Source organism: Nocardia sp. NPDC019395 (genome assembly GCF_040632335.1).
Classification (GTDB): domain Bacteria; phylum Actinomycetota; class Actinomycetes; order Mycobacteriales; family Mycobacteriaceae; genus Nocardia.
Genome location: NZ_JBEYBT010000001.1, coordinates 329,081 through 342,177, shown reverse-complemented (window position 1 = coordinate 342,177; position 13,097 = coordinate 329,081). Strand labels below are relative to the sequence as shown.

General features: G+C 66.1%; 13 protein-coding genes. 3 read left to right on the top strand and 10 right to left on the bottom strand.

All coding sequences use genetic code 11. From position 1 onward, the window contains the following. Positions 1-23 precede the first annotated feature (23 nt). The 3 genes from ABZ827_RS01580 to ABZ827_RS01570 all read left to right on the top strand — a co-directional run bounded on the left by ABZ827_RS01580 (position 24) and on the right by ABZ827_RS01570 (position 3,606). The gene (locus ABZ827_RS01580; protein ID WP_357231235.1) at positions 24-1,016 is read left to right on the top strand and encodes a hypothetical protein; all 993 of its coding nucleotides are present in this window, start codon (positions 24-26) and stop codon (positions 1,014-1,016) included. Between the two features lie 71 nt (positions 1,017-1,087). After that, positions 1,088-1,999 (top strand): ABC transporter ATP-binding protein, encoded by a 912-nt coding sequence (locus tag ABZ827_RS01575; protein WP_357231232.1) that lies wholly within the window; start codon positions 1,088-1,090, stop codon positions 1,997-1,999. After that, complete coding sequence (locus tag ABZ827_RS01570) at positions 1,996-3,606, top strand: ABC transporter permease (protein WP_357231229.1); 1,611 nt, start codon at positions 1,996-1,998, stop codon at positions 3,604-3,606. The genes ABZ827_RS01575 and ABZ827_RS01570 overlap by 4 nt, the downstream gene beginning before the upstream one ends. A gap of 17 nt (positions 3,607-3,623) precedes the next feature. Here ABZ827_RS01570 and ABZ827_RS01565 read toward each other — a convergent pair whose 3' ends face one another. From ABZ827_RS01565 to sufD, 10 genes are all read right to left on the bottom strand, one after another. After that, complete coding sequence (locus ABZ827_RS01565; protein ID WP_357231226.1) at positions 3,624-4,895, bottom strand: cytochrome P450; 1,272 nt, start codon at positions 4,893-4,895, stop codon at positions 3,624-3,626. 261 nt (positions 4,896-5,156) lie between these two features. Next, positions 5,157-5,780 carry an ATP/GTP-binding protein gene (locus ABZ827_RS01560; RefSeq protein ID WP_357231223.1) on the bottom strand — a complete coding sequence of 208 codons (624 nt, stop codon included), beginning with the start codon at positions 5,778-5,780 and terminating at the stop codon, positions 5,157-5,159. Next, entirely contained in the window at positions 5,755-6,102 is a 348-nt protein-coding gene (locus ABZ827_RS01555; protein WP_357231220.1) for a DUF742 domain-containing protein, read from the bottom strand. Before ABZ827_RS01555 ends, ABZ827_RS01560 begins: the two co-directional genes overlap by 26 nt. Further along, the gene (locus ABZ827_RS01550; protein WP_062973903.1) at positions 6,099-6,533 is read right to left on the bottom strand and encodes a roadblock/LC7 domain-containing protein; all 435 of its coding nucleotides are present in this window, start codon (positions 6,531-6,533) and stop codon (positions 6,099-6,101) included. Before ABZ827_RS01550 ends, ABZ827_RS01555 begins: the two co-directional genes overlap by 4 nt. Then, a complete protein-coding gene (locus ABZ827_RS01545) occupies positions 6,533-8,107 on the bottom strand; it encodes a sensor histidine kinase (protein ID WP_357231216.1) in 1,575 nt (524 codons plus the stop codon). The genes ABZ827_RS01550 and ABZ827_RS01545 overlap by 1 nt, the downstream gene beginning before the upstream one ends. Positions 8,108-8,932: 825 nt before the next feature. Continuing rightward, complete coding sequence (locus tag ABZ827_RS01540) at positions 8,933-9,316, bottom strand: metal-sulfur cluster assembly factor (protein ID WP_357231213.1); 384 nt, start codon at positions 9,314-9,316, stop codon at positions 8,933-8,935. Further along, positions 9,313-9,819, bottom strand: a complete 507-nt coding sequence (gene sufU, locus ABZ827_RS01535) for a Fe-S cluster assembly sulfur transfer protein SufU (RefSeq protein ID WP_357231210.1) — start codon at positions 9,817-9,819, stop codon at positions 9,313-9,315. Before sufU ends, ABZ827_RS01540 begins: the two co-directional genes overlap by 4 nt. Positions 9,820-9,822: 3 nt before the next feature. Next, a complete protein-coding gene (locus ABZ827_RS01530; protein ID WP_357231207.1) occupies positions 9,823-11,076 on the bottom strand; it encodes a cysteine desulfurase in 1,254 nt (417 codons plus the stop codon). Between the two features lies 1 nt (position 11,077). Continuing rightward, complete coding sequence (gene sufC, locus ABZ827_RS01525) at positions 11,078-11,848, bottom strand: Fe-S cluster assembly ATPase SufC (RefSeq protein WP_357231204.1); 771 nt, start codon at positions 11,846-11,848, stop codon at positions 11,078-11,080. 37 nt (positions 11,849-11,885) lie between these two features. Beyond that, on the bottom strand, positions 11,886-13,049 hold the full coding sequence (sufD, locus tag ABZ827_RS01520; RefSeq protein ID WP_357234363.1) for a Fe-S cluster assembly protein SufD: 1,164 nt from the start codon (positions 13,047-13,049) through the stop codon (positions 11,886-11,888). Positions 13,050-13,097 lie beyond the last annotated feature (48 nt).

Below are 13,097 nucleotides of genomic sequence, written 5' to 3'. Positions count from 1 at the left end.
CCGACGGCGGGCAGACTCGGAAGATGGACGCTATCGGCACGGCTCGGGTCCCCGATCATCCGACGGTGCAGGCTGCCCTTTCGCTCGCCCGCCGGGCGCCCTCGGTGCACAACACACAACCGTGGCGGATGTCCTTCGACGGCCACCGGCTGCAGTTGTACGGCGATACCTACCGGCGGCTGTCGTCGGCGGATCCGCAGGGCCGCCAGTTGATCATCAGCTGCGGCGCCCTGCTCGATCACATCCGCACCGCTTTCGCGGCCGCGGGCTGGGCCACCGAGGTGACCCGCCTGCCCGATACCGCGTCCGACCATCTCGCCGAGATCGAGTTCGCGCCGGCGCGCGATGTCTCCGACAGGATCCGGGCCCATGCGGCGGCTATCGATCGCCGCTATACCGACCGGTTGCCGATGTTGCCGCCTCGCGACTGGGAACGCGTGGAACCCGCACTGCGCGCGGTGGCCACAGCGCACGAGGTCACCGTGGACGTGTTGGAGGCGTCCGCCCGGCTACGACTGGCCGCCGCCTCCGCGCAGTCGGCGGCGCTGCGGGAATACGATCCGCAATATCTGAACGAACTGCACTGGTGGGCCGGGAACGACTCCCCCGCCGACGGCGTGCCGATCTCGGCACTCGTCTCGGCCGCGGAGCTCGCCCAGGTGGGAGTGGGCCGGGCCTTCCCGACGGCACCGCCGTCGCTGCGGCGCGGCGAACTCACCGATGCGTCCCGATTGCTGGTGATCGGTTCGGCCGCGGACAGCCCCGGCCACTGGCTCCGATCCGGTGAAGCCCTCTCCTCGCTACTGCTCGAATGCACTGCGGCGGGTCTGACCACGTGCCCCCTGACCCATATCACCGAGGTTCCGGTGAGCCGTCGCGCGATCGCGGCGCTGCTACCGAAACACGCCGTACCGCAGGTGGTCGTCCGCGTCGGCACCGCGCCCACCACCGCCGCTGCGCCCCCGACACCACGCCGCCCGGTCGGCGATTTCCTCGATCTGCACCGCGCCGGCTGACCGTCCGGCACGTACCGCAACCCTGCCGGGAAAGCCCGCGAATACCAGCGGATTCGGAATAGGCTGCTGTCATGACTGCCGCGATCGATATCACCGGTCTGGTGAAGACATTCGGCCGCACCCGGGCCTTGGACGGTCTCGACCTGCGGGTCTCCCCCGGTGAGGTGCACGGCTTCCTCGGCCCCAACGGGGCCGGGAAATCCACCACCATCCGCGTTCTGCTGGGGCTTTTACGCGCCGACGGCGGATCGGTCCGGCTACTCGGCGGTGACCCGTGGTCGCAGACCGCTGAACTCCACCGCCGGCTGGCCTACGTACCGGGCGATGTGAACCTGTGGCCCAACCTCACCGGCGGCGAGGTGATCGATCTGCTCGGCCGGTTACGCGGCGGCCTGGACGAGAGCAGGCGCGCCGATCTACTGGAACGGTTCGATCTGGATCCGACGAAGAAGGGACGGACCTACTCCAAGGGCAACCGGCAGAAGGTCGCGCTGGTCGCGGCGCTGGCCTCCGATGTGGAACTGCTGTTGCTCGACGAACCCACCTCTGGTCTGGATCCGTTGATGGAGGCGGTGTTCCAGGAATGTGTGGAGGAGGTGCGCCGCGCCGGACGCACGGTTCTGCTGTCCAGCCATATCCTTGCCCAGGTCGAGGCTTTATGCGACCGGCTGACGATCATCCGGCACGGCCGGGCGGTCGAATCCGGCACCCTCGCCGACCTCCGCCACCTCACCCGCACCTCCGTCGATGTCGAAACTCAGCGCCCGGCAACCGGTTTGGACGAACTGCGAGGCGTACACGATCTGATCGCCGACGGTACACGGGTCCGCTTCCAGGTGGACACCGTCGATCTGGGCGCGGCCATGGAACATCTCACGCCGTTCGGAATCCGCACCCTGACAAGCCAGCCGCCGACATTGGAAGAACTGTTCCTCCGGCATTACGGGGACGAACTCGCGGCGGCGGGGGTACCGGAATCATGACGGTGCGAAGCGCGTCCCGATATGCGGGGACCTTCACCGGGACCGGTGTCCTCACCCGGTTCGCGTTGCGCCGCGAACGTTGGCCCATGGTGGCCTGGATCGTAGGCGATACGCTGATCTACTGGTCGCAGGCGGTCGCACTCGACGCCGCCTATCCGGACCAGGCCGAACTGGACGCGCTGGCCGACAGTATGTCCGGTAACGCCGCCATGATCGCCATGGCCGGGCCGCCGCGGGTACTGGACACGGTGGAAGGTCAGGTCGCGTTCCAGTCCAGCGCGTTCGGCATGCTGGTAGCGGGGCTGATGAGTATGTTCCTCATCGGCCGGCACACCCGATCCAACGAGGAGTCCGGCCGGGACGAACTCATCCGGTCCGGGGTCGTAGGCCGCTACGCACCGGCCAGTGCCGCATCGATCCTGACTGTGGCCGCGAATATCGTCCTGGGGGCGGCGATCGCGCTCAGCTTGATCAGCTACGGACTACCGGTACCGGGGTCGATCGCGCTGGGTGCCGGAGCGACCTGCGCCGGACTGGTGTTCGGTGCGGTCGCATTGCTGGCTGCCCAGCTCAGTGCGAGCACCCGCACCGCTTACGCGATCACCGGTGCGGTCCTCGCGGTCTCCTACTTGTTACGGGCTGTCGGTGACGTCGGCAACGGGGTACTGTCCTGGTTCTCGCCGCTGGGCTGGGGCCAGGCGATGCGGCCCTACGACGGCGAGATCTGGTGGCCCGCCGCCCTGTCGGTCGCCGTGGCGGCCGGAACAGGGGTGGCCGCGGCACGGGTGCTGGACCGGCGCGATTTCGGTGCCGGACTGATCCCGCCGAAGCCGGGTCCGCCCCGGGCAACCGAATCCCTGCACGGAATTCTCGGCCTGGCCTGGCGGCTGCAACGGGGTGCCTTCATCGGCTGGTCGCTCGGCATGTTCTTCGCCGGCCTGGCCTTCGGCACGATCGGCGACGACGTCGACGATCTGCTGGGCGAGATAGACCTGAACCAGATCCTCGGCCAGGACATGGGCAGTATGGTCGACGCCTTCTACGCGATGGCCGTGGCAATTCTGGCGATCATCGGTTCGGCGTACACGATCTCGTCCGGCCTGCGCCCACGGTCGGAGGAAGCGGCGGGACAGGCCGAACCACTGCTGTCCACAGAACTCTCCCGGCTGCGCTGGCTTGCCGGCCATGCGGTGATCATGCTGGCCGGATCCGTGGTTGTGGTCGCGCTGAGCGGTTTCGGGATGGGTCTCACCTACGGTCTGCTGGCCGGCGACCTCTCTCGTGCGGTGACGCTGACGGGGGCCGCACTGGTATATCTGCCGGCCGTTTGGGTGCTCGGTGGGATCACGCTGTTCCTCTTCGGTTTCGCGCCGAGAGCTACCGCCGCGGCCTGGTTGGCCATGGCTTATTGCGTTGTGGTGCTGATGTTCGGCGCGACGTTGAAGTTCCCCGGCTGGTTGATGAGCCTTTCCCCGTTCGACAACATTCCGCTGGTACCGGCCCAGTCGTTCGACGCCGTTCCGGTACTGATCACCCTGGCGGTAGCGTTGCTGCTCAGCGCGGCAGGAGCATTCGGCTTCCGCCGCCGCGACCTCGAAACCAACTGAGCACCACGCCGGCCGACTCAGCTACCACCACCCGATACGATCGGCGCACTCGCGGGAAATACCACCGGTAGCGAGACCAGCGCCCGATGGAACGGGCCGGGACGCCAGCACAGTTCCGCGCGGGGTACCGCGAGCCGCATTTCCGGGATCGCGTCCAGCAACTGGTCGATGGCGTCCTGTACGACCAGCAGTGCCACCGAGCGGGCGGGACAGCTGTGCGGGCCGACACTGAACGCCAGATGCGAGCGGTTCTGGGCCAGGGTCCCGGTATTGACCGCGGGATCGTTGTTGCAGGCGCTCATACTGATCATCACGGGCTGGTGGGCCGGCAGCCAGATACCGTCGATCAGCATGGGCTGACGCGGATAGCTGATGCAGTAGTTCGCCAGCGGCGGATCGTTGAACAGCACCTCGTCCAGCGCATCGTGCGTGGACAGGCTGCCGTCGAGGACATTCGCCGCGAACCGCTCATCGGTGAGCATCAGCAGCAGCGTATTGGTGATCAGATTCTGCGGCGGTTCGGTTCCCGCGCCGTACAGCAGCGCCAGCTGCTGCCTGACCTCTTCATCGCTGAGATGAACCCCGTGCTGCACCAGCCGGCTGGTGATGTCATCGCCCGGATGCACTCGTTTGAGCCGGGCCAGTTCGAGCAGCGCGTCGGCCTGAGCCGCGTTGCCCGCGGCCGCGTCCACGGTGTCGAACATGGCTGCCAGCCCCTGCGCCGCCCGATGCCCCAGTTCGGGTGGGCAGCCGAGCATCGCGTTGAGTGTGGCGAAGATGAGCGGGGATGCGTACTGGCCGACTACATCACAGTAGCCGTCCCGGCAGAACGAGTTGATCAGCGAGACCGAGATCTTCTCGATGATGGAGTGCATTTCGTGCATATCGACCCCACCGATGGCGGCCACCGCGGCCGATCGATAACGCGTGCGATCCTGCCCCACAGTGCGCAGCGGATTCGGCCGGTACTCCATCATCGGAAGCACCGGACAGTCCGACGGGATATCACGCTGCCATACCCGCGGATCGGCGGGAAAATGCTCCGGGTCGTGCAAGATCCGGACCGCGGTGTGATACCCGATCACCAGGGTGGCGGGTATCCCCGGGGAGAGCTCCACCGGGGCGAGCGAGCCGAAGCGGCTACGCATCTCCCGGTAGACCTTGTGCGGATCGGCCGCGTACTCCTCCGTGTACAACGGAATTCGCGGACCGCTGGTATCCACGGGCGAACCGTGGGTCAGCGGAACGCTGTCGAGGTCGAAGTACTGATCAGATTTCGCTGTGGTCAAGACTTCACACTCCGAGGTTCGTACGAATCAGCGAATAGTGCGGTTTCGCAGACCTATCCGCCGACCTGTACATCCCGTTCAGCGACGTCCGCGACGAGCCATCAGCAATGCAGTTGTAGATATCCGATCTGTGTACGCTACCGGTCTCAGGACAGATACGCAGGTGATTCCCGATGACCGCTGGAAACGAAGCGCACCACAGGTTTCAGCTCGCCACGTCCACGGCCGGCCGCATATCCGGTAACCGCCGGAACCGCGTGGTCAAAGACGAGCCTCCAATCGGTGGAACAGGTACTCGACGAGCGTGATCAGCGCCTGCAGGCAGGTGCGCCGATCCCGCGCGTCGAGTGCCACAAGTGGAGTGTCCTCGGTCAGATCGAGAGCCTCCCGGATCTCCGACAGCGGAAACCGGTTCGCGCCCTCGAATTCGTTGACCCCGACCGCATAGGGTACGTTGCGCTCCTCGAGGACCGCGAGTACCTCATCGGCTTTCTCGATCCGCCGGGTGTCGACCAGCACCAGCGCGCCGAGCGCGCCCTTGGCCAGTTCCTCCCAGAGCGGGATGAAGCGCTGCTGTCCCGGAGTACCGAACAGGTACAGGGCCAGTTCGGGGTTGAGGGTGATACGCCCGAAATCCATCGCGACGGTGGTCTGGGTTTTCGATCCCAGCCCACCCAGATCATCGATCCCCACGCTGGCCTCGGTGATGGTCTCCTCGGTGCGCAGCGGTTTGATCTCCGAAATACTGCTCACGAAGGTGGTCTTGCCGACGCCGAAATTACCGGCTACCAGCAATTTCACCGATCGGGTCACCGTCTCCGGTACATAGTCGACCGCACGACCGTAATCCGCGGACCGATCAGGCCGGGAGAGCACGGAGCCCATTGAGTACCTCCTCGAGCAGGGCGATCTCCGGCATGATCTCCGCCGGGGTCGGGATATTCATGTGTCCACTGTCCAGCAGGTCGGAGACGACGATCGTCACGACCGAGGGCGGGAGGTCGAGATATGCGGCGACCTCCGCAATCGACAGGGCACCACGCGAGCACACGTCGACCACTCGGCGCGCGTCCGGAGTCGCGCCCGGCGCCGGGTCCGATACGGCGACAACAAGAGTCACCAGGCCCAGATCACGGGTCGGGCGCGAGCGCCCGCCGGTCCGCACATAGGCACGGACCAGGTCTGGATCACGCCGCGACCGGCTCATTGCAGATCGCCGCCGTGTGCGCCTCTGCGGGGTTCACTGCCGAGCTCGTGGCCCACGCGGCCGGCCAGCTCGTTCATCCGGTGCGCGATGAGCCCCACATCGATATCGGTCATGGTGGCCACCCCCAGCAGCGCACCCTCGCCCGCGGCGGTGATCATGATCATGCCCTGGTCGTATTCGGTCATGTTCTGCCGCACATCGTTTCCGCTGCTACCGCAGAACTCCCCTAGCGCCTTGCCGAGCGAGCGCAGGCCCGACGCGGCGGCCGCGAACCGTTCGGCATCGTCTTTGGCGATACCGGCCGAATGCGCGATACGCAACCCGTCCTCGGAGAGCAGGACGGCGAATCGGACGCCGGGAACCTCGAGATCGTCCAGTAACCAGCCCAGTTTGTTGGTGCTGTCGGATACCACTGTCCTCGGTGAACCCATCAGGATGTCATCCCTTCGGTGTTTTCGGATGCGGCGGCTCGGCCGCTCTTGGAACCGCTCTGCCAGGCGGCGGCGATATCGGGGCGAGGCTGCCCCGGTTCGGTCCTCGGTTGCCCGGACGACAGGCGATCGTTGATATCCGCGGGAACCGCCGCGGCACGGCGCCGGCGTCTGGGCAGACCACCGCTGGTGATGTCGTGAACGGTTGTGCGCTGCTCGTCGTCGGTCTGCCCGGTGGACTGTGCGGCCGGGGCCGCCCACTCGCCGGGAGCCGGCGATTCGGCCGTCGCGGGAACCGCGGCGTGCGCACCGGTTTCGGTAGCGGAATGCGCTCCCGGGACCGAATTGCCGACCAGGGCGTTTCCGGTGCTACCCGATACCGAGGAGGCTGGGCCGCCGGGTACCGCGGCGAGTTCCCGCGGGGCGGGACCACCGTTGGCGAGAGCGTCGTTGTCGTGGTTGGCCTTTGGAGCGACCAGCAGTGCCTCCGGAATGTAGACCATGGCGCGCATACCGCCGTAGGCGTTGGGACCGTCGATGTAGACGGTGAACCCGTAGCGGCGAGCGAGGGCGGCGATGCCGGGGAAACCGACCTTGGGGGCCGGGCCCAGCTGGTGGATATCGACCGAGCGTTCGTTGGCCAGCACCTGGCGGGCCTCTTCCATCTGCTCGGAGTTCATCCGCACACCGGCGTCGTCGACGATCACGGTGACCCCGTGATGACCTTCCTGGAAGGTGACGTCCACGAACGAAGTGGGCGGCGAATAGCGCAGCGCGTTATCGATGAGCGAGGCCAGCGTGTGCACCAGCGGTTCCACCGCACGACTGATGACGACACGGTCGAGCTGGGCGGGCCGGACCCGCAGATAGTCACGGACACGGCCGGTGGCGCCACCGATGACATCGGTCAGCGACTGGGCGGGCCACCGGCGGCCGGGCAGGCCACCACAGACGATCACATAGGACTGCGCCTGGCGGATCATCTGCTGCACGGTGTGGTCGATACGGATCAGGGTCTCGTAGACACGATCGTCGCGATGTTCACGCAGCGCGGCGCTCACCACCTGGCTGACGTCGGCACCGAGGCTCACCACCGAGGTACCGAACGAGCGCACGGCGGCGCTGGTCGCTTCACGCGAAAGCGTTTCCGCGCGTTCCCGGCCGGCGTCGGCCTCCGTGCGGACGGCCTCCTCGGCCGCGGTGATCGCGGTGCGTGTCTGTTCTTCGGTTTCGCGAGTGACGTTTTCGCGGGTCTCGTTCTGGACGGTGCGCAGATCTTCGGAGACTCGGTCGATGATCCAGCGCAGACATTGCGCGAAACGCGAATTCTCCAGCCCCGGCGGCACTTCCGGCCCGACGGCGGTCTGGTCGAACCGGCGCACGGACTCCGATAGTGCGGGCAGCGTGCTGGCGGCCAGATGCTCGAGCGCATCTTCACGCACGGCCAGCTCCCGCTGAACCACATCGAGTCGCTTCTGTTGTTCACGCACGGCCCGAACGGCGTACCACGCGACGCCGAGCACCAGTATGGTGGCGAGTATCCAGGGAAGCACCATGGCGGTATTCAGATTCATCAGCTTTCTCGTCGTTGACGGGGCTCGAGGTGCGCCACGCGGTGCCGTGACAGGCCACGGCGCTTCGTCTCGCCTTCCTCGCGACGCCGACCATGTTCGCCCCTGGCCGGATGAGGTCCGTGCCGGGCGCCGATGGATACGGTCGGTGACGTATCCCTTAGACACTTTCGGCTACTCGAAAGTAACTAAGGGACAAGTCATTCGGCCGTTCACTGACCATCGGAACGCATCCTCCGATGGCCCGGAACCCGACGACTCGCCCACAGTAGCAGCATTGTCGTGAACTCTCTCAATAACGGTCGAGAATCGATTGTCACCGATCCGTTATAGCTTCACGACCTCGCGGAATGCGGAAAGGTATTGCGCGGGTGAAGATCACGAAGGCGATTCGACCGGCGGCAACCGGGTGCACGGGACGTGCTCCAGCCCACATGAGACAACCGCCCCCTATCACCAGCTACGAAGTCCGGAACGAACCGATCGGTCGGCGATTGGCAACCGGCGTGGAAAATTGATATCGGAGCGGATACCCGAATACCTCGGCCGCCCAGTCGCTACCGGAGTCACCTGCGAGGCAAATCAATAACGTCGCTCGCGGAATCTGCCCGGGCCGAACAACTCGACTCCACGGAAATGCCCCTGTTCCGGTAGCACAAGGGCATTAACGGAAGGAAATGCGACCGTTTCACCGGGAGGCCGGTTCGGTCCGTACCATTCGACCGTTACCCCGCGCGAAGTCGAACCAATTCGGGTATAGACCTATTTCGGGCGGCAACCGATCGGTTGCCGCCCGAAATAGGTGCTTCTTCCGGTCTGCGCCGGTCCTTATACCGTGAACCCCAAGGCCCGTAACTGTTCCCGGCCGTCCTCGGTGATCTTGTCCGGACCCCACGGCGGCATCCAGACCCAGTTGATCTTCAGATCGTCGACCAGACCGCTGCGTACCAGCGCATTCCGGGACTGGTCCTCGATAACATCGGTGAGTGGGCAGGCAGCCGAGGTCAGGGTCATATCGAGTACTGCCGTGGTCTCCTCGACCCGCATCCCGTACACCAGGCCCAGATCCACGACATTGATACCGAGCTCGGGGTCGACCACATCGCGCATCGCCTCTTCGAGGTCGGCGAGCTGCGCGAGTTCCTCGGCCGACAACTCGACCTCGGCGGGCGCGGTATCCGCGCCGGATTCGGTGGCGGAAGTATCCGTCATGCTGTTTCCCCGTTCCGTAATCGATCGGTCTCCGGCGTAGCGGTGCCCCCGGCGACGGCGCTCGCCGCGCCGTCGATCCGGAGCACAGCGTCCTTGAACGCCATCCAGCCCAGCAGCGCGCATTTCACCCGGGCCGGGTACTTGGCGACACCCGCGAAGGCGATCCCGTCGCCGATCACATCCTCGTCGCCCTCGACGGTGCCCCGGCTGCCGATCATCTCGTTGAACGAGTCGACGACTCCCAGTGCCTCGGCGAGCGGCAAACCGATCACCTGATCTGTCAGTACCGAAACCGATGCCTGACTGATCGAGCAGCCCTGCCCGTCATAGGACACATCCGCGACATCGCCGGCGTCGCCGAGGTGGACACGCAGGGTCACCTCGTCACCGCAGGTCGGGTTCACATGGTGCACTTCGGCGCCGAACGGTTCCCGCAACCCGCGATTATGCGGATGCTTGTAATGGTCCAGGATCACTTCCTGGTACATCTGTTCCATGCGCATGTTCTAGACAACCCCGAAGAAGCTCTGGGCCTTCCGCACCGCGGCGACCAGTTTCTCCACCTCGTCCACGGTGTTGTACAACGCGAAGGAGGCGCGCGCGGTCGCCGCGATACCGAAGCGCCGGTGCAACGGCCAGGCACAGTGGTGGCCCACCCGGATGGCGACGCCCTCGTCGTCCAGGATCTGCCCCAGATCATGCGCGTGGATACCGTCGGCGAGGAAGGCCACCGCGCCCCCGCGATCGACATTCTCCGTGGGCCCGACGATCCGGATCCCCGGGACGGCGCCCAGACCTTCCAGCGCCGCCTCGACGAGAGTGTGCTCGTGCGCGGCCACCGCGTCCATCCCGACTTCCTGCAGGTACCGCACCGCGGCGCCGAGACCGATCACCTGCGAGGTCATCGGCACACCGGCCTCGAACCGCTGCGGCGGCGGTGCGTAGGTGGTCTGCTCCATGGTGACCGTCTCGATCATGGAACCACCGGTGATGAACGGCGGGGTTTCCGCGAGCAGAGCCCGTTTCCCGTACAGCACACCGACGCCCGACGGTCCGAGCATCTTGTGTCCGGAGAACGCCGCGAAGTCCACATCCAGGGCGTGGAGATCGACAGGCGCGTGCGGTACCGACTGGCAGGCGTCCAGCACCACCAGAGCGCCCACCGCCCGGGCCCGGCGCACAAGTTCGGCAACCGGCGCCACCGCACCGGTGACATTGGACTGGTGAGTGAAGGCCACGACCTTGGTCGCCGGCGAAAGCTCGAGCGAGTCCAGGTCGATCCTGCCGTCCTCGGTGACTCCGTACCAGCGCAGGGTGGCACCGGTCCGGCGGGCCAGTTCCTGCCACGGCACCAGGTTGGCGTGATGCTCGAGCTCGGTGATCACGATCTCGTCGCCCGGACCCACGTGGTACGGGAACCGGTCCTCGGCGAAGGAGTAGGTCACCAGGTTCAGCGATTCGGTCGCGTTCTTGGTGAACACGATCTCGTCGTCCGCCGCCCCGACGAAGCCGGCGATCTCGGCGCGGGCCGCCTCGTAGGCGTCGGTGGCTTCCTCCGACAACTGATGCGCGCCCCGGTGCACCGCCGAATTACTTTCGAGCAGGAATGCGCGTTCGGCGTCCAGTACCGCCAGCGGCCGCTGGGAGGTGGCCCCGGAATCCAGGTACACCAGCGGCTTCCCGTCCCGGACCGTACGGTTCAGGATCGGGAAGTCGGCCCTGATCCGGGCGACGTCGAAGGCGGGGAGGGTCGCTGTCATATCACGCTCCGGCGGTCGCGGGCTGAGTAAACTTCACGTAACCGTTGGCGTCGAGTTCTTCGGCCAGTTCGGCGCCGCCCTCGGCGACGATGCGCCCGCCCACGAAAACGTGCACGAACTGCGGCTGGATATAGCGCAGGATCCGGGTGTAGTGGGTGATCAGCAGAACACCGCCGTTTTCCCGCTCCTTGTAGCGGTTGACCCCCTCGGAGACGATGCGCAGGGCATCCACGTCCAGGCCGGAGTCGGTTTCGTCGAGGATGGCGATCTTCGGCGCGAGCAGGCCCAGCTGCAGGATCTCGTGCCGCTTCTTCTCACCACCGGAGAAGCCCTCGTTCACACTGCGATCGGCGAAGGCGGCGTCGATATCGAGTTCGTTCATCGACCCCTTCACCTCCTTGACCCAGTGCCGCAACTTGGGGGCCTCGCCGCGTACCGCGGTCGCGGCGGTCCGCAGGAAGTTGGACATGGACACGCCGGGAACCTCGACGGGGTACTGCATGGCCAGGAACAGGCCCGCGCGCGCCCGCTCGTCCACCGACATCTCCAGCACGTCCTCGCCGTCGAGCGTGATCGAGCCCGAGGTGACGGTGTACTTGGGATGGCCCGCGATGGCGTAGGACAGCGTCGACTTACCGGAGCCGTTCGGACCCATGATGGCGTGCGTCTCACCGGATTTCACGGTGAGGTTCACACCTTTGAGGATCTTGACGGTATCTCCGTCGGGGGTGTTGACCTCGGCGTGCAGGTCCTTGATTTCCAGAGTGGTCATGGGTTGCTGAATTCCTTCGGTGGCTGTGGGTAGTCGGTCAGACGCCGATCGCGGCGAGTTCGGCCTCGATGGCCGCCGCCAGCCGCTCGGCGACCTCGGGGACCGCGATCTTCTGGATGATCTCGTGGAAGAACCCGCGCACCACGAGACGGCGTGCGACATCCTCCGGAATACCGCGAGCCCGCAGGTAGAACAGCTGTTCATCGTCGAACCGGCCGGTGGCCGACGCATGGCCGGCGCCGACGATCTCGCCCGTCTCGATCTCCAGGTTCGGGACCGAATCGGCACGGGCGCCGTCGGTGAGCACGAGGTTGCGGTTGATCTCGAAGGTGTCGGTTCCCTCGGCGGCGGCCCGGATCAGCACATCGCCGACCCATACCGTGCGTGCGTCACCCTTGTGCGAATCGGGATCGCCCTGCAACGCGCCTTTGTACAGCACATTCGATTTGCAGTGCGGGACGGCGTGATCGACCAGCAGACGCTGTTCGAAATGCTGTCCGGCGTCGGCGAAATAGAGGCCGAGCAGTTCTGCGTCGCCGCCGGGCCCGGCATAGCGAACGTTGCCGGTGAGCCGCACCAGATCCCCGCCCAGGGTGACCGCGGTATGCCGCAGTACGGCATCACGTCCCAGGGTGGCGTGGTGCGCGGTGGCGTGCACAACATCGTCGGCCCAGTCCTGGACCGCGACGACGGTCAGCCGGGAACTGTCCCCGAGCACGAATTCGATGTTCTCGGCGTACGTTCCGCTGCCCCGCTGGTCGATGACAACGGTCACGACGGCGAATTCGGCCAGCCGCACCTGGAGATGACCGTAGGCGGTCTTTCCCTCGCCCGGACCGGTCACCCGCACGATGACGGGTTCGGCGACCTCGGTCTCCTTACCCACCGAGATGACCGTGGCCTGCTCGAATCCCGAATAGGCCTGGGCGGCGACCCGATCGGACGGCGTTCCGCCGGTACCCAGCCGCGCATCGTCGCGGCCCACGGTCTCCACGGTCACACCGGCGGCCTCGGTCACCTCGACCTGAGCCTGTCCGTCCCGGGTGGCCGTACCGTTGTGCAGACCGCGCAGCCGGCGCAGCGGAGTGAACCGCCACGCCTCGTCCTTGGTGGACGGGATCTCGAAAGCGTTCACGTCGAACGAGGTGAAGACCTCGCCCTTGTTGATCGCCGGCGTACGAGCCTCGGCGGCCTCGGCCAGATTCGAGGGCCCGGCGGCTGTTTTCGTCGGTGTGCTCGCAAGCTCGCT

Bases quoted from the DNA above. Each gene is read 5' to 3' on its own strand.
- ABZ827_RS01560 (WP_357231223.1), bottom strand. From the start codon at position 5,780: ATGGGCTCCGTGCTCTCCCGGCCTGATCGGTCCGCGGATTACGGTCGT.
- ABZ827_RS01530 (WP_357231207.1), bottom strand. From the start codon at position 11,076: ATGACAGCGACCCTCCCCGCCTTCGACGTCGCCCGGATCAGGGCCGAC.
- ABZ827_RS01545 (WP_357231216.1), bottom strand. From the start codon at position 8,107: ATGAATCTGAATACCGCCATGGTGCTTCCCTGGATACTCGCCACCATA.
- ABZ827_RS01575 (WP_357231232.1), top strand. From the start codon at position 1,088: ATGACTGCCGCGATCGATATCACCGGTCTGGTGAAGACATTCGGCCGC.
- ABZ827_RS01570 (WP_357231229.1), top strand. From the start codon at position 1,996: ATGACGGTGCGAAGCGCGTCCCGATATGCGGGGACCTTCACCGGGACC.
- ABZ827_RS01555 (WP_357231220.1), bottom strand. From the start codon at position 6,102: ATGAGCCGGTCGCGGCGTGATCCAGACCTGGTCCGTGCCTATGTGCGG.
- ABZ827_RS01550 (WP_062973903.1), bottom strand. From the start codon at position 6,533: ATGGGTTCACCGAGGACAGTGGTATCCGACAGCACCAACAAACTGGGC.
- ABZ827_RS01580 (WP_357231235.1), top strand. From the start codon at position 24: ATGGACGCTATCGGCACGGCTCGGGTCCCCGATCATCCGACGGTGCAG.
- sufU (WP_357231210.1), bottom strand. From the start codon at position 9,819: ATGCGCATGGAACAGATGTACCAGGAAGTGATCCTGGACCATTACAAG.
- ABZ827_RS01540 (WP_357231213.1), bottom strand. From the start codon at position 9,316: ATGACGGATACTTCCGCCACCGAATCCGGCGCGGATACCGCGCCCGCC.
- sufC (WP_357231204.1), bottom strand. From the start codon at position 11,848: ATGACCACTCTGGAAATCAAGGACCTGCACGCCGAGGTCAACACCCCC.